15 protein-coding genes are annotated in these 15,537 nt (G+C 73.9%); 5 read left to right on the top strand and 10 right to left on the bottom strand.

Annotated elements, in window-relative coordinates; all coding sequences use genetic code 11:
* Nucleotides 1-4 precede the first annotated feature (4 nt).
* The 5 genes from PVK74_RS24115 to PVK74_RS24095 are packed head-to-tail and all read right to left on the bottom strand — an operon-like array spanning nt 5 to nt 5,123.
* The gene (locus PVK74_RS24115) at nt 5-715 is read right to left on the bottom strand and encodes an ABC transporter ATP-binding protein (RefSeq protein WP_274477276.1); all 711 of its coding nucleotides are present in this window, start codon (nt 713-715) and stop codon (nt 5-7) included.
* The gene (locus tag PVK74_RS24110) at nt 712-1,680 is read right to left on the bottom strand and encodes an ABC transporter ATP-binding protein (protein ID WP_274477275.1); all 969 of its coding nucleotides are present in this window, start codon (nt 1,678-1,680) and stop codon (nt 712-714) included. The genes PVK74_RS24115 and PVK74_RS24110 overlap by 4 nt, the downstream gene beginning before the upstream one ends.
* Nucleotides 1,677-2,543 carry an ABC transporter permease gene (locus tag PVK74_RS24105; protein ID WP_113972122.1) on the bottom strand — a complete coding sequence of 289 codons (867 nt, stop codon included), beginning with the start codon at nt 2,541-2,543 and terminating at the stop codon, nt 1,677-1,679. Before PVK74_RS24105 ends, PVK74_RS24110 begins: the two co-directional genes overlap by 4 nt.
* On the bottom strand, nt 2,536-3,528 hold the full coding sequence (locus tag PVK74_RS24100; RefSeq protein ID WP_274477274.1) for an ABC transporter permease: 993 nt from the start codon (nt 3,526-3,528) through the stop codon (nt 2,536-2,538). Before PVK74_RS24100 ends, PVK74_RS24105 begins: the two co-directional genes overlap by 8 nt.
* Nucleotides 3,525-5,123, bottom strand: coding sequence for an ABC transporter substrate-binding protein (locus PVK74_RS24095; protein WP_274477273.1), 1,599 nt, complete (start codon nt 5,121-5,123; stop codon nt 3,525-3,527). Before PVK74_RS24095 ends, PVK74_RS24100 begins: the two co-directional genes overlap by 4 nt.
* 205 nt (nt 5,124-5,328) lie before the next feature.
* Between PVK74_RS24095 and PVK74_RS24090 the strand changes: the two genes are divergently transcribed.
* Nucleotides 5,329-6,570: a PP2C family protein-serine/threonine phosphatase gene (locus PVK74_RS24090; RefSeq protein ID WP_274477272.1), complete on the top strand. Its 1,242-nt coding sequence runs from the start codon at nt 5,329-5,331 to the stop codon at nt 6,568-6,570.
* A gap of 6 nt (nt 6,571-6,576) precedes the next feature.
* Here the strand turns inward: PVK74_RS24090 and PVK74_RS24085 are convergent, their stop codons facing one another.
* Together PVK74_RS24085 and PVK74_RS24080 are read right to left on the bottom strand one after the other, a co-directional pair.
* The gene (locus PVK74_RS24085; protein ID WP_231915651.1) at nt 6,577-6,918 is read right to left on the bottom strand and encodes an STAS domain-containing protein; all 342 of its coding nucleotides are present in this window, start codon (nt 6,916-6,918) and stop codon (nt 6,577-6,579) included.
* Between the two features lie 104 nt (nt 6,919-7,022).
* On the bottom strand, nt 7,023-8,303 hold the full coding sequence (locus PVK74_RS24080) for an MFS transporter (RefSeq protein WP_069087845.1): 1,281 nt from the start codon (nt 8,301-8,303) through the stop codon (nt 7,023-7,025).
* A gap of 108 nt (nt 8,304-8,411) precedes the next feature.
* On the opposite strand from PVK74_RS24080, the gene pdxR reads away from it, so the two are divergent.
* From pdxR to PVK74_RS24060, 4 genes are all read left to right on the top strand, one after another.
* Nucleotides 8,412-9,830 carry a MocR-like pyridoxine biosynthesis transcription factor PdxR gene (gene pdxR / locus PVK74_RS24075; RefSeq protein ID WP_166455761.1) on the top strand — a complete coding sequence of 473 codons (1,419 nt, stop codon included), beginning with the start codon at nt 8,412-8,414 and terminating at the stop codon, nt 9,828-9,830.
* A gap of 87 nt (nt 9,831-9,917) precedes the next feature.
* Entirely contained in the window at nt 9,918-10,427 is a 510-nt protein-coding gene (locus PVK74_RS24070) for a SigE family RNA polymerase sigma factor (protein ID WP_043327033.1), read from the top strand.
* Nucleotides 10,424-11,263, top strand: coding sequence for a hypothetical protein (locus tag PVK74_RS24065; RefSeq protein WP_064448593.1), 840 nt, complete (start codon nt 10,424-10,426; stop codon nt 11,261-11,263). The genes PVK74_RS24070 and PVK74_RS24065 overlap by 4 nt, the downstream gene beginning before the upstream one ends.
* Before the next feature lie 36 nt (nt 11,264-11,299).
* Nucleotides 11,300-12,892: a DUF4139 domain-containing protein gene (locus PVK74_RS24060; protein ID WP_274477270.1), complete on the top strand. Its 1,593-nt coding sequence runs from the start codon at nt 11,300-11,302 to the stop codon at nt 12,890-12,892.
* Between the two features lie 72 nt (nt 12,893-12,964).
* Here the strand turns inward: PVK74_RS24060 and PVK74_RS24055 are convergent, their stop codons facing one another.
* The 3 genes from PVK74_RS24055 to PVK74_RS24045 form a co-directional block, all read right to left on the bottom strand.
* Complete coding sequence (locus tag PVK74_RS24055) at nt 12,965-13,234, bottom strand: GlsB/YeaQ/YmgE family stress response membrane protein (protein WP_043327037.1); 270 nt, start codon at nt 13,232-13,234, stop codon at nt 12,965-12,967.
* A gap of 110 nt (nt 13,235-13,344) precedes the next feature.
* Nucleotides 13,345-14,169: an ion transporter gene (locus tag PVK74_RS24050; RefSeq protein ID WP_274477268.1), complete on the bottom strand. Its 825-nt coding sequence runs from the start codon at nt 14,167-14,169 to the stop codon at nt 13,345-13,347.
* A gap of 234 nt (nt 14,170-14,403) precedes the next feature.
* The gene (locus PVK74_RS24045) at nt 14,404-15,510 is read right to left on the bottom strand and encodes a magnesium and cobalt transport protein CorA (protein ID WP_043327041.1); all 1,107 of its coding nucleotides are present in this window, start codon (nt 15,508-15,510) and stop codon (nt 14,404-14,406) included.
* Between the last annotated feature and the right edge of the window lie 27 nt (nt 15,511-15,537).

Genomic DNA, 15,537 nt, shown 5'->3' with positions numbered 1-15,537 from the left:
GACGTCACGCCGCCGGCAGGTCCACCACCCGGGTGGCCCAGCGGGCCATGAGCGCCGGGTCGTGGGTGATGACCAGGACCCCGGCGCCCTGCCGGCGCTGGTAGTCGCCGATGACGGCGGCGACGTGCGCCTGGGTGGAGGCGTCGAGCATCGCGGTGGCCTCGTCGCAGAGCAGGTAGTCCGGCCGGTGCACCAGGGCGCGGGCGAGGCAGGCGCGCTGCAGCTGCCCGTCGCTGACCGCGTGCGGGCGGCGGGTCAGCAGGTCGGCTGTCAGCCCGACCAGGTCGGCCAGTTCCGCCGTACGGGCGGCGGCCTGCTCGCGCGGCGTGCCGGTGGCACGTAGCGGCTCGGCGACGATGTCGGCGAGGCTGAGCCGCGGGTCGGTGGCGGCGCGCGGGCTCTGGAACAGGATCGCGACACGCGTGCGGACGGAGGCGGGCAGCCGGTGCCGGGCGCCCGGGACGGGACTCCCGTCGAGCGTGAGGTGCCCGCTGTCCGGTGCGTGCAGCAGGGCGAAGACGCGGGCGAGTGTGGACTTGCCGCTGCCAGACGGTCCACGTAGCCCGACCGTCTCGCCGGGGGCGATGCGCAGGTCGACCCGGTCGAGGACGCGCTGCCGGCCGTACGCGACGGAGACCTGGTGCGCGGCGAGCCCGGCGGCCGGCGCGGCGCCCGGGGCGACGGCGTCGGTGGCGTCCGGAACCGTGACCGTCATGCCGGTACCTCCTCGCGCAGCGGATGGTGGCAGGCGACCCGGCCCGCGCCCTCGGCGTCGAGGCGGGGCACTGTCGCGCAGGTGTCGGTGGCGCGGGCGCAGCGCGGGGCGAAGGCGCAGCCGCCGGGCAGGTCGGTGAGCGCCGGCGGGTGGCCGGGTACCGGCACGAACGCGCGGTCGGGCAGCGCGTCGAGCAGCCCGGCGGTGTACGGGTGGGCCGGGGCGTCGAACAGCGCCCCGGTGGGGCGGTGCTCGACGATCCGGCTGGCGTACATCACGGCCACGGTGTCCGCGACGCGGCGCGCGGCGGCCAGGTCGTGCGTGATGAGCAGGACGGCCGCGCCGGTGTCGCAGCGGCGGCGCAGCAGGTCCAGCGTGTGGTCGACGAGCGGCCGGTCCAGGCCGGTGGTGGGTTCGTCGGCGAGCAGCACCGGCGGGTCGGGTGCGAGCGCCAGCGCGGTGGCGAGCCGCTGGGCCATGCCGCCGGACAGTTCGTGCGGGTACCGGTCCAGATCGGCCGGGTCGAGGCCGACGTCGGCGGCGATCCGGTCGGCGGCGGCCGGCGCGTCGCGGCGGGTGTGCCCGTGCGCGCGCAGCGTCTCCTCCAGCAGCTTCCGCCCGGTACGCACCGGGGTGAGCGCGGTGGCGGGACTCTGCGGGACCAGCCCGACGCCCCGGCCGCGTACGTGCCGGGCGAGGTGCCGCTCCCCCGCGCCGATCAGGTCGACGTCGTCGCGTCCCGGCGCGCGCAGGCGGGCGTGCCCGGTGACTGCGGCGTTGCGCGGCAGCAGGCCGAGCAGGGCGTGCGCGAGGACGGACTTGCCGCACCCGGACTCGCCGACCACCGCCAGCAGCTCGCCGGGCCGCAGCGTGAGGCTGAGGTCGGTGACGGCGTGCACGAGCGCGTCACGCAGCCGGAAGCGGACGGTCAGCCCGTCGACGGTCAGCAGCGCCGGGGCGGTCACAGCTGCAGCTCCGCCCGTACGCGCGGGTCGAGGCGGTCGCGCCACCGGCCGGTGAGCACGGCGAGCGCCAGCGTGGCCGCCACGAGCAGGAGGCCGGGGACGATGCTGGCCCACCAGGCGCCGGTGAGCAGCGACCGCTGCCCGTCGTTGATCATGTTACCGATCGAGGCGAGGTGCGGCGGCAGGCCGAGGCCGAGGAAGGACAGCGCGGTCTCGTGCCAGACGGCGTGCGGCACCATCAGCGTTGTCGCCAGCGCCAGGCGCGGCAGCACGTGCGGCAGCAGGTGCCGGGTGAGCACCCGGGCCCGGTTCGCGCCGCCGGAGATGGCGGCGTCCACGAACGGCCGGTTGCGCAGGCTGAGCAGCTCGGAGCGGACGATCCGGGCGGTGGACAGCCAGTGTGTCAACGCGATGGACGCGATCACCGCGCCCAGGCTGGGGCGCAGCATCGCCACGATGAAGATGCCCAGCAGCAGGTGCGGCAGCGCGGCGACGGTGTCCACGACGCGCATGAGCGCCCGGTCGACCCAGCCGCCGACGCTGCCGGCGAGCGCGCCGACCAGCCCGCCGATGACCGCGGCGACGAGCGCCGCGACCGCGCCGACAAGCAGCGAGACGCGCAGGCCGTAGAGGCTGCGCAACGCCACGTCGCGGCCGAGGTCGTCGGTGCCGGCCAGGTTGTCGGCCGACGGCGCGAGCCGGGTACGGGAGAGGTCGACGGCGCTCTGGTCCAGCGGCCACAGGACCGGGGCGAGCAGCGCGGCGGCCACCACACCGGCGAGCACCACGACGGCGACAGTCGTGCCCGCGCTGCCGGGGCGGCGCAGGCGCCGGACGCGCGCGGGGAGGGCGAGGTCAGTCATCGAGGCGTACCCGGGGGTCGGCGGCGGCGTAGGCGAGGTCGGTGAGCAAATTCGCGGTCAGCACCACGACGGCGGTGGCCAGGGTGGTGGCCGCGAGCAGCGGGAAGTCGGCGCCCAGCGCCGCCTCGACGGTGACCGCGCCGAGGCCGGGCAGCGAGAACACGGTCTCCACCAGGACCGCGCCGCCGACGAGTTCGGGCAGGTGCGTGCCGACCAGGGTGAGGAACGGCAGCAGTGCGGTCCGCAGCGCGTGTCCGAACAGGACGACCCGGCCGGGCAGTCCCCGGGCGCGGGCGGCCAGGACGTGGTCGTCGCGCAGGCTCTCGGCGACCGCGTCACGGACGAACAGGACGAACCACGGGGCCTGGGAGATCGCCAGCACCGTCACCGGCAGCACCAGGTGCCGGGCCACGTCGGCCGGGTCGGTGCTCGTGGCGGTGATGTCGGTGAGCCCGCCGGCGGGCAGCCAGCCGAGGCTGAGGGCGAACACGGCGATCGCCGCGAGGCCGATCCAGAACACCGGCATGGACTGCACGGCGTACGAGACGGCGCGCAGCGCCCGGTCGAACCAGCCGCCACGGCGGTACGCGGCCAGCGTGCCCAGCAGCACGCTCGCCACCAGCACCAGGGCCAGCGCGGTGCCGACGAGCAGCAGCGTCCATCCGGCCCGGGAGGCCAGCACCGAGGTGACCGGCTCGTGCCGGCTCGTCGACCAGCCCAGGTCGCCGCGCAGCAGGTTGCCGACCCAGCGGGCGTACTGCACCGGCAGCGGGTCGTCGACACCCCAGTTGGCGCGGATCTGCGCCAGGTTCTCCTCGCTGGTGGTGAACGCCGCCGCGCCCGCGTACTGCTGGGCCGGGTCGATCGGGGAGGCGGCGCCCAGGGCGAACATGCCCATGCTGGTGGCGGCCAGCACCGGCACGGCGACCAGCAGCCGCCGCCGGACCACAGTGCCCGCCCCGGCCAGCCGCCGCCGTCCGGTCACGATTCTCTCGTCCAGGTGTGCACGTTCCACCAGATGCTGTTGGCGACGTCGTGCTCGTGCGGCTCGACCCGCGGCGTCACCCCGGTCACGGCGTCCTTCAGCACGTAGGTGTGCTGGAGGTAGGTGAGGAACACCCACGGCACGTCGGCGGCGAGCTGCTTCTGGAACGTGGCGTACGCGGCCTTGCGGGCGGCCGGGTCGGCGTTGTCCCGGCCGGCCTGCAACGCGGCGTCGGTGACCGCCGAGCGGTACGAGCCGGGGTTGAAGAAGCCCTGCCCGGCGAAGGCCGAGCTGAACAGCTTGTAGGAGACGAAGTCCGGATCGTACGGCGTGCCGTAGCCCATGATCAGCGCGTCGCGCTTCATCCGCGGGGTGATCGCGTCCCAGGTCAGGCCCTCCGGGGTGACAGTGATCCCGACCTTCTTCGCGTCGGCGGTGACGGCCAGTGCGAGTTCCTTGCGCAGGCTGTCGGTGGCCGGGTAAAGGATCGTGAATGCGGCCTGCCGCCCGTCCTTGACCCGGATGCCGTCCGGGCCGGGCTTCCACCCGGCGGCGTCCAGCTCCGCCGTGGCGGCGGCGACGTCGGCGCCGGGCTTGCCGGCGATCGTCGGCTCGGCGTACTCCGACGTGGGCGGCACCGGCCCGAACGCGGGCTCCCCCGCGCCGCCGAGCACGCCGGTCACCATGGCCTGCCGGTCCACCGCGACGTTCAGCGCCTTCCGGATCGCGGGGTCGCCGGTGACCGGGTTGCCCATCGGCAGCATGACGCCCCGGTAGTCGGCGGTCGGCACCTTGTGCACCCGGTAGCCGTCGCGGCTCTCGAAGCCGGAGGCGAGCTTCGGCGCCAGCTCCGCCGCGTCGAACTCGCCGGCCCGCATCCGCTGGGCCCGGACGTTGTCGTCGGCGACGAACGCCACCACCACGCCCGAGTTCGCCGGTTTGCCGTCCCAGTACGTCTCGTTCGCCGCGAGCACGAGCCGGTCACCCGGGGTCCAGGAGGTGAACCGGTACGGGCCGGTGCCGACCGGCTTGCGGTTGAAGGCCGCCTTGTTGATGTCCTGCCCGGCGAAGGCCTTCGCCGGGACGATCCCCAGCGCCAGCCGCTGCAGGAACGGCGCGTACGCGTACTTCAGCGTGAACACGACCGTCGCCGGGTCGGGCGCGGTGACGGAGGCGAGCATGTCCAGATCGGACCGCAGCGTGGAGTCGACGGCCGGGTCGAGCACCGCCTGGTAGGTGAACACCACGTCCTGTGCGGTCAGCGGGCTGCCGTCGTGGAACAGCACGCCTTCGCGCAGCTTCGCGGTGACTGTCTTCCCGTCCGCCGAGACGGTGGGCAGCTCGCGGGCCAGGGCGGGCACCAGCTCGTTGCGGGCGTCCCGGGCGACCAGCCCGTCGAAGATCAGCGACGCGCCGTCGACGCCGTAGTTGAGCACCGGGTTGAGCGTGTCCGGCTCGCCCGCGGTGGCGACCACGAGCGTGCCGGAGTTGCCCGGGCCGCCGGTCGACGCCGTGGGTGACGAGCAGCCGGCGGCGACGAGCAGGGCGGCGGCGAGCACCGCTGCCACGCGTACGGGCTTGGGTCTGATCGCCACCGGCAACCCCTCGAACACTCGTCTGCGGATGGCAGCCGGGCGGGCGCTCCGGCGAGGATCGATCATCGCGTGCCCGAGCGCCCGCTACCGCCACTCTTCTGTAGTTGCCAACTATATGCAATACCGGCCGGTCGATGGCGGTGACCCGCCGGCCCCCGGTCTCGCTCACAAGGCGGCCGCGCTGCCCGCTGAATATGCTCAAGGGGTGGAGGACAGCGAGCAGGCGGTGCTGACCGGGATGTTGCAGTCGGCGGAGGACGCCGCCCCGGTGCAGGCGGTCGAGGCCGTCACCGGCGTCATCGCCACGGCGCTGAACGCGCGCGGCGTCTCGCTGCTGATCGCCGACCTCAGCGGTCGCGCGCTGGTGCGGCTGACCCACCAGCCGGACGGCGGCGGCGCCGGGCGACGCCACGGCGAGGAGGAGGCCGAGGTCCTCCCGTTCGACGGCGGGCCCTACGAACGCGCCCTCCGTCAGCAGGCCCCCGAGGTCGTCCCCGGCGACGGCACGTGGACCGTGCTGGCGCCGGTCACCGACCGCGGTGAGGCGATCGGCCTGCTGGAGATCGACCTGCCCGACGAGCCGGACGGCGACGTGGTGAACTGGGTCGCCCGGACCGCGCACGCGCTGGCGTTCGTGGTCATCGCCAACCGCAGGCACACCGACCTGTTCGAGTGGGGACAGCGCACCACCCCCTTCACCCTCTCCGCCGAGATCCAGCGCCGGCTGCTGCCCGCCTCGTTCACCTGCGAGGCCGGCGCCTTCGCTCTCTCCGGCTGGCTGGAACCCGCCGCGAGCGTCGGCGGCGACACCTTCGACTACAGCCTGGCCCGGGACCTGCTGCACCTCAGCGTCACCGACGCGATGGGCCACGGCGTGGCGAGCGCGCTCACCGCCACCCTCGGCGTGGGCAGCCTGCGCAACACCCGCCGGCGCGGCCTCGGTCTCGTCGCGCAGGCCGAGGAGGCCAACCGGGCGGTCGCGGAGCACGCCAACGTACGCGGCGCGTACGTCACCGCCGTGCTGGGCCGTATCGACCTGACCACCGGGCGCTGCGAGCTGCTGAACGCGGGGCACGTCCCGCCGCTGCTGGTCCGGGACGGCCGGGTCGTACCCGTGGAACTGCCGGGCAACTTCCCGTTCGGGATGTTCCCCGGCGAGAGCTACCGCAGCGCGGAGCTACCGCTGCTGCCCGGCGACCGGCTGGTGGTGGTCACCGACGGCATGCGCGAACGCAACGCCGCGGACCTCGACCTGGCCGCCGCCCTGCTCCGCCTCGCCCACCTGCATCCCCGCGAGGCGGTCCGGGCACTGTCCGACGCGATGCTGGAGATCGCCGGGCCGGCTCTGGCCGACGACGCCACACTGCTCGTCGTCGACTGGTACGGCGGCCACGGGCCACGCCGCAGCACCGCCGGCGCGGACAGCGCCCGCGTCAGCCCGGACTAGGAGCGCTCAGCGCACCGCCGTCGGTGAGCCGTCCTCGGCCTCGCGGACCGTGCCGAAGAGCGGGATGACGCGGTCCACCGAGGTGATCGAGAAGACGTTGCGGATCGACTGGCGTACGACGGCCAGACCGAGCCAGCCGTCGCGCTCCCGCAGGTTCTTGTAGACGAGCACCAGCGCGCCCAAGCCGCTGGAATCCACGAATCCGACCTGGGTCAGGTCGACGACCACCGTCCGCGCACCGGTCTCCACCACCTCGAGCAGCCGGTCACGCAACTGAGGCGCACTGGCCATGTCCAGATCGCCGACGACCTCGATCACCGGGCCGACGCGCCCCTGCCGGGTCGTCACCGAGAACTCCACCACGCCCCCTCAACCGCGCCACCGACGGCACCACACTTCTACCCACCGTGCCAGATATCCGCCCTGATCGCCTCCCGTAGGTGCGCGACGGCTCAGCGGCCGCGCCGCGACGTGGTGGAGGACACCTCAGTGCCGGTCGAGCCCGGTACCGGAGCGGGGATCCACACCTCGGCGGCGGCCCGGCGGCGCTCGGCGAGGCGTACCGCCGGCCGCATCGCCAGGCCGGCGAGCACGAACAGCCCGCCGAGCACCAGCCAGCCCGGGGTGCCCCAGCCGAGCAGCAGCGAGGTCAGCAGCACCGGGCCGAGCATCCGGGCGAGCTGCGGCGCCATGCCGAAGAAGCCCTGGTACTGCCCCTGCCGGTCGGGTCGGGCCAGGGTGAAGCCGACCTCCCAGCCGCTGGCCGCCTGCACCATCTCGCCGAACACCTGCACCAGTGCCGCGCCCAGCAGCACCGCCGAGGCCACCCACGCGCCGCCGACCATCCCGGAGACCGCGTACGCGCCGCAAGCGACAAGCAGCACCCAACCGGCGTGCCCGCTGGCCCGCGCCGCCGTGCCCGGATCGGTCACCCGGCGGGCCACCCGGACCTGCCACAGCACCACGCACAGCATGTTCACGGTGAGCACGATCGCGCCCATCGGCGCCGGGGCGTCGGTCCGTTCCGCGATCCACAGTGGCAACGCCAGGCTGAGCAGCGGCATGTTCAGGCACATCACCGCGTTCAGCAGGGTGATCAGCGCGTACGGGCGGTCGCGCAGCACAGCCAGCCGGCCCGGCTCGGGTCCGGCCGGGACCGGTGCCGCCGCCTCGGGCAGCCGGCGCACCAGCAGGGCCGCGGCCAGGAAGCTCGCCGCGTCGAGCGCGAAGGCGGACAGGTACGCCGGGCGGCTGTCCGCCCAGAGCACGAGCGCGCCCAGCCCGGCCCCGGCGGCCAGGCCGGCGTTCGAGACCGACTGCAACCGGGCCCGTACCGCGGTGCGCCGCGCGGGCTCGATCAGCCCGACCAGCAGCGCCTGCCGGCTGGCGGTGAGCCCGGCTTGGCAGGCGGCGTAGCAACATGCGAGCAGCACGAACAGCGGGAAGGAACGGATCACGAGGAAGCCGCTGAGTGCGGCGGCGGTGGCGACGGCGAAGACGACTGTCATCCGCCGCGCGCCGTAGCGGTCTGCCAGCTGGCCGGCGGGCACCCCGGCGAGGATGCCCGTCGACCAGCCCACGGTGAGGGCGATCCCGACCTGCGCCGGGGACAACCCGACCACCCGGATGAAGAACAGCGCCGAGCAGGCGTAGAACGCGCCGTCACCCACCGAGTTGGCGAGCTGGGCCAGGGCCAGCACCCGGACCCGGCGGCCGGTGTCGACATCGGTCATTGCTCGTCCCCCGTTCGCCGTGCTCCTTCCTCCATCCAAGACCTGCGGATTGGCTCACAGAAGCGCCGATTCCAGGCGATTCGATTGGGCCAATGTAGGGTCGTCGCGGTGGACGTACACGTGAGCCTGGCCGGCCCCGGCGACCGCGCCACCCGGATCCACAGGCAGTTGCTGGAGGCGATCCTGGACGGCCGGCTGCGGCCCGGCGAACGACTGCCACCGACCCGCGAGCTGGCCCGGCGGCTCGACGTCTCCCGCAACACGGTCGCCGTCGCCTACGAGCGGCTGACCGCCGAGGGCCTGCTCACCGCCCGGGTCGGCGCGGGGACGTTCGTCGCCGGCGAGCCGGTCGCCCGCGCCCGGCCCCGTCCGGCGCCGGCCGGTGGCGTACGCCCCCGGGGGTTCTGGGCGTCCGCCGCGCCGGCCCCCACCGCCGCGCCCCGACCGGGCCACGACTTCCGGGCCGGCACCCCTGACACCGGGCTGTTCCCGCTGGCCACCTGGCGGCGGCTGGTCGCCGGGGAACTGCGCACCGCGACGATCCGGGGCGGATACGCCGACCCGGCCGGGCACCAGGGCCTGCGTACCGCCGTCGCCCGTTACGTGGGACTCGCCCGCGCGGTACGGGCCGCGCCCGAGGACGTCGTCGTCACCCACGGCGCCCAGCAGGCGTTGGACCTGATCGCCCGGGTGGTGCTCGAACCGGGCGACCGGGTGGCGGTGGAGGAGCCCGGCTATCCCCCCGCCCGGCGGCTGTTCGCCGGCCACGGCGCGCGGGTCGTGCCGGTGCCCGTCGACGACCAGGGCCTCGACGTTCGCGCGCTACCAGGCGACGCGCGGCTGGTCTACGTCACCCCGTCCCACCAGTTCCCGCTGGGCGTCCGGATGTCCCCGGCCCGCCGGGCGGCGCTGCTGGACTGGGCGGCGGCCCGGGACGCGGTGGTCGTGGAGGACGACTACGACACCGAGTTCCGCTTCTCGGCCCGCCCGCTGGACCCGTTGCAGACGCTGGACCGGGCCGGGAAGGTCGTCTACGTCGGCACGTTCTCCAAGACCCTGCTGCCCATGCTGCGCCTCGGTTTCCTGGTCGCCCCGGCGTCGCTTCGCCCGGCGCTGCTGGCCGCCCGGCAGCTCACCGACTGGCACGGCGACCACACCACTCAGGCCGCGCTGGCCCGGTTCATCGACTCCGGCGAACTGGCCCGGCACATCCGCAAGGCGACCCGGGTGTACGCCGAGCGGCGCGACCTGATCGACGCCGCGTTGCGATCCGACCTCGCCGACTGGCTCGACCCGGTGCCGTCGACGGCGGGCCTGCACCTGTGCGCGCGGCTGCGCCCGGAGACCGGCGTCGACCTGCCGGAAGTCGTCGCCCGGGCGGCGGAGGCCGGCGTCACGGTACGCGAGATCGCCGGTTACCGGGCGGGCCCGCCCGGCCCGACCGGTCTGGTGCTCGGCTACGGCGCCGTCGGCACCGCCGACGTGCCCGACGGGCTCCGGTTGCTCGCGCGCAGCTTCCGCGGCTGACCGTCGGCGACGCGGATTCCTCCGGGCTTCGAGCAACCCCGGGAGCCTCACCTGGCGTGACTATCCCGAATCTGATCGGAGGTCCGGATGAGTGATCGCGACACGGCGTTCGCGGAGTACTTCTCGGCGAGGCACCGCGCCATGCGCGCCACCGCGTATCTGCTCTGCGGTGACTGGCACCGCGCGGAGGACCTGGTCCAGACCGGGTTCACCAAGCTGTACCTGGTCTGGAACCGGGTCGACCGGCACGACGCGCTCGACTCCTACGTGCGCCAGATCATCGTCCGGTCCTTCCTCGACGAACGGCGGCGGGGCTGGTGGCGGCGGGAACGGGTGGGCACGCCCGACGCCGATCCACCGGCGCCCGCGAGTCCGTCCGAGGACCGGCTCGTGGTGCTCCAGGCGCTCGCCGCCGTACCGCCCCGGCAGCGCGCCGTCCTGGTCCTCCGCTACTGGGAGGACCTGCCGGTCGACGAGGTGGCGGCGCTGCTGAACTGCTCGCCGGGAACGGTGAAGAGCCAGTCCGCCCGGGGCCTGGACACGTTGCGCGGCCTCCTGTCACCCATGCACTCATCGAGCGAGAAGGGGCAACGATGAACGGAGACCAGCTGCGCGAGGCGCTTCGCGACGAGATGCTCGGCGTCGCCGCGCCGCCGCGACCGAGCACGGACGGCATGCTGCGCTCCGCCCGCCGGGCACGCAACCGGCGCCGGGTCATCCGGGCGTGTGCCGGATCGGCGACGGCGGTACTCGCCGTCGCGGGTGTCGTGGCCCTCGCCACCCCGGACGGCGGCGACCGGCGCCCGCCCGCCGCGCTGCCGCAGACCGCCCCGTCGCCGGACGACAGCGCCGAGCCGATGCCGACCGGGCCCGACGGCCTGCCCCAGGAGGACCGCACCGCGCGGGCGGGCACCCGGTACCACAAGGCCGTCCTGCTGCTCGACCAGCTCGTCACAGTGGTGCCCGCCGGCTACACCGCTGAGAAGACCGTCTCCAGCAAGACCGGGAAGGAGACGCTGGGCACGCACGAGGCCAACTTCATCGGACGGGCCGACGGCGCCGAGCTGTGGAGCTACACGGCCTCGGTCGACGTGGCGAAGGGGACGTGGAGGGGACGCCTGCTCACCGAGGTGCACACACCGGGGAACCCGCTGCCGACCGAACCGTGTGGCCTGGCGCGCGCGTTCTGGGGCATGGGGGGCATGGGGGGCGAGTGCCAGCCGATGACCGTCGGCGACGCGACTGTGGGTGTGGTGGTTCGTCCCGGCGCGGACGACCGGTTCGACCAGTGGGCGGCCTACCGGCACCCCGACGGCATGGTGGTCTTCGTGGCGCAGGGCGCGTACGACAGGCAGACATCCGCGTCCCCGCTGCCGTTCACCGCGCGCGAACTGGCGACGCTCGCCGTCGACCAGCGGCTGCACCTTGGGTAGCCCCGAGGTGGGCGCGGCTGAACTACCCTCGCGCCGGTGAACACTGTGGAGATCGATGCGCCAGTCGTCGGTGTGACCGTCTACCCGGACCGCGCGCGGGTCACCCGCCGGGGTGGCCTCCGGCTCGCCGCAGGGGAACATCGGGTACGCGTCGCGCCGCTCCCGCTGGGCCTGCGGCGGGACTCGATCCGGGTGGGCGGTCACGGCCCGGCCACCGTGCTCGGTGTCGACGTGACCGCCCACCGGCAGGCCCGCAGCACCGACGCGCAGGTCGTCGAGCTGGAACGGCGGCGGCGGGAACTCGCCGACGAGGTGGCCGAGGTCGAGGACACGGACGCGATCGAGGCCCAGCGCGGCGAGTTCCTCACCCGGCTGGCCGAGCGCGCCGGTGGCACGTACGCCCGGGCCCTGGCCGCCGGCGACGCGGCCCCGGCCGACGTCGCGGCCTTCACCGAGTCGGTGTCCGGTCAGCTCGCCGAGTCCCGGGCCCGGCGGCGCGGGCTGGCCCGGCGGCGCACCGACCTGGCGGAGGAGCTGGCCGCCGTCGACCGCGAGCTGGCGGCGGCGCGCGGCAAGCGGACGCCGGACCGGCTGGCCGCCGAGGTGTCGGTCTCGGTGGACGCCGACGACGCCGAGGTGGAGCTGGAGCTGACCTACCTGGTGGACGGCGCCCGCTGGACCCCCTCCTACGACCTGCGGCTGGTCGGCGACACCATGACCGTCACCTGGTTCGGGCTGATCAGCCAGGGCACCGGGGAGGACTGGCCGGAGTGCGAACTCCTGCTCTCCACCGCCCGCCCGGCGGCGGCGAGCGGCGTACCCGAACTGTCGCCCTGGTATCTCGACCGGCTCCGCCCGCAGCCGCCGATGGCCGTGTCGGCCGCGTCGTTCGACGGGACGTTGCCACCCCCGGCGCCCGGCGCCGCGCCGCCGCCGGGCCGGGCCGGCGCGGCCCGGTCGGCGGCGGTCCGGCCGGCCGTGCGGGAGAACGTGGCCGAGGTCGAGCAGGGCGTCACGGCGGCGACCTACCGGCCCGCCCGGCCGGTGGCGGTGCCGGCCGACGGCAGCGCGCACCGGGTGACGGTCGCGGCGCTGGAGCTGCCGGCCCGGCTGGACCACGTCAGCGTGCCGGTACGCGCCGCCGAGGCGCACCTGCGGGCGACGGTACGCAACACGTCCGACCACACGCTGCTGCCCGGCCCGGCGTCGGTGTTCCACGGCGCGGACTTCGTCGCGGCGACGCGGTTGACCATGTGGGCGCCGGGCGAGGAGACCGAGCTGGCGCTGGGGGTCGACGACCGGGTACGGGTGGAGCGGAAGCTGCACCGGCGCACCGAGAGCAGGGCGACGCTCGGGTCGACGCGGCGGCGGGAGGTGGAGTACCGGATGACTGTCGCGAACCACACGCCCCGCCCGGCCACTGTCGAGGTGCGCGACCAGTTGCCGGTTTCCCGGGACGAGTCCGTGGTGGTACGCGAGACGACGCTGACGCCGCCGCCCGCCGAGCGTACGGAGCTGGGCGAGCTGACCTGGCGGCTGTCGCTCGCGCCGGGCGAGAGCGGCGAGATCGCGCTGGGCTTCCGGGTGGAGCTGGCCAAGGGCGTCGAGCTGACCGGCTGGCGGGAGTAGCCGCACGCAGGCGTTAGGAAGGGCCCCTTCTTATGCAGAATGCGTTAAGAAGGGGCCCTTCCTTCGGTCCGGTCAGACGCGGCGACGACCGTACAGGCCGGCGAAGATCGCGACGCCGATGGCCGCGAAGCCGACCTGGAGCGCCAGCTCGATCCAGTCGATGCCGGGAGTGTCGGCGACGCCGAACGCGCCGGCCACCAGGGTGCCGACGAGCGCGGCGACCACACCGATGAGCAGGGTCAGCCAGATCGGGATGTTCTGCTTGCCCGGCACCACCAGGCGCCCGAGCGCACCGATGACCAGGCCGATGATGAGCGCGGTGAAGAAGCCCGTGATCTCCACGAGAGGCGTCCCTTCCCTCGGATGTGTTGGCGCCTCGCTGGTTGCCCCGATCAACCGTCCGGCCAAACGTACGGTCCGATTTCGTCACAGAACTGTCATGACCGGGCCGGTCAGTGCTCCGAGTGCTGGCGGCGGCGCGGCGCGCCGGGCGGCTCGTCCCGGTCGATGCGCAGTTCCCGCTCCAACTCGGCGATGACCATGCGCAGGTCGTCCAGGCGCTGACTGATCGCGATCCGGTCCACCTCGTCCGGTATCCCGTCGCCGTCTTCGTCGTAGTCCGGCGCCAGCCCTTCGGTCATCTCCAGCCGGCGCGCCTCCTCCATCGAGTTGACGATGACCGCGATGAGGATGTTCAGCAGCAGGTTGACCGCGATCATCACGAAGCTGACGTAGTAGAGAAGCGTCCACGGTGACACCTCAAGGCCCTGTTCCAGCAGGTCCGGCAACGTCTCCAGGGACAGCAGCACGAACAGCGTGACGAGGGAACGGCCGATGTCGCCGTACTGCTCGGGGTAACGGTCGCCGAAGATCAGCCAGCCGGCCATGCCGTACACGTAGAGCGTGACGGCGGCGAGCGCGAGGAACCCGGCGACGCCGGGCAGGCTGCGCCACAGCGCCGTGACGATGGTCCGCAGGCCGGGCGAGAAGCGGACCAGCCGCAGCACCCGGGCGACCCGGATGAACCGCAGCACGCCCGAGTCGCCGTGCAGTCCCGGGATGAAGATGGCCGCGGTGACCAGCAGGTCGAAGACGTTCCAGCCGTGCCGGAAGAAGTCCTGCGGACGGCGGCCGTACGCGAGGATCCGGATGGTGATCTCCAGGACGAAGGCCGCCCGGAACATCAGCTCCGTCCACCGCAGCACCGGCCCGGCGGCGCCCAGGTTCGGGTACGTCTCGATACCCAGCACCACTCCGTTGGCCATGATGAGCACCACGATGGCCACCTCGAACGGCCGGGACGCGACGAGCCGGGCACAGTGGCCCGCCAGCCCTCGCCTCCCCGTGCTCGTCCGGCGACCGCCGCGCGGGGTCGGCACCGTGTCCCCGATCAGCGCCTACCTCCACGACACGAGGTCCGGGCAACGTACGGACGACGGGGGGTAGTCACCCGGACACTTTAGTGGATCACCGACGGCGCGCGGTCACGGCCGAGGCCCGGCCGGCCCGGCTCACAGCCAGCCGCGGCGCTTGAACAGCAGATAGAGCGCGCCGCAGACGGCGAGCATCAGGGCGAGCGCGAACAGATAGCCGTACCGCCAGCCCAGCTCCGGCATGTGCCCGAAGTTCATCCCGTACACGGTGCCGATCAGGGTCGGCGCGAACAGGATGGCGGCCCAGGCGGAGACCCGCTTGATCTCCTCGTTCTGCTCGAAGCTGGCGGCGGTCAGGCTGCGCATCTCCTCGTTCTGCGCCTGTGAGACCAGTGTGGCGTTGACGGTGAGGATGTTCTGGAGCAGGTGCCGGAACCCGTCCACCCGCTCCACCACCTGGGTGAGGTGGTCGGCCACGTCGCGCAGCCGACGGCGCAGCTCCTCGTCCGTGCCGTACTTGTCGAACCCGTGTGCCAGCTCGTCCACCACCTTCAGCAGCGGGCGGGCGGCCCGCTGGAACTGGATCACCTCGCGGCTCAGCTCGTAGATGCGGCGGCTGGCGTTCGGGTCGCCGCCGAACACCTCGGTCTCGACCTCGTCGATGTCGTTCTCCAGCCCGGCCACCACCGGCGCGTAGCCGTCCACCACCCGGTCGAGCACGGCGTAGAGCACCGCTTCCGGGCCGAGCGCGAGCACGTTCGGCTCGGCCTCCAGCCGCCGTCGTACGCCGGCCAGGTCGGGCGTGCCGCCGTGCCGCACGGTGATCACGAATCCGGGCCCGAGGAACAGGTGCAGCTCGGCGAACTCGACCGCGTCCCGCTCGTCCAGGTATCGGGCGGCGCGCAGCACCACGAACAGGGTGTCGCCGTAGCGTTCCAGCTTGGGGCGCTGATGGGCGTTGATCGCGTCCTCGACGGCCAGGTCGGGGAGCTGGAACTCGGCGGCGAGCGAGGCGATCTGCTCGCGGCCCGGCCGGAGCAGCCCGATCCAGGCCATCGCGTCGTCGAGCTGCTGCAGGCAGCGGTACGTGTCGGCGAGGCTGACCGGCGACGCCCGCCGTACCCCGCCGACGTAGACGCCGCTGTCGACCAGCCCGTCGGGGCGCTCCGGCTCCGCCGCGCCGGCGTCGATGGCGTGTTCGTCCAGTTGCCGGCCGAACCCCTCCGAGGACCGGTTGCCCGCCATGCCCCTCCCCCGCAGCCCGACCGGCTC

The sequence above is a fragment of the Micromonospora chalcea genome, from assembly GCF_028768405.1.
Taxonomy (GTDB): Bacteria; Actinomycetota; Actinomycetes; order Mycobacteriales; family Micromonosporaceae; genus Micromonospora; species Micromonospora chalcea.
Note: the sequence above shows the minus strand (reverse complement) of the source record. Positions and strands in the feature narration are given on the sequence as shown.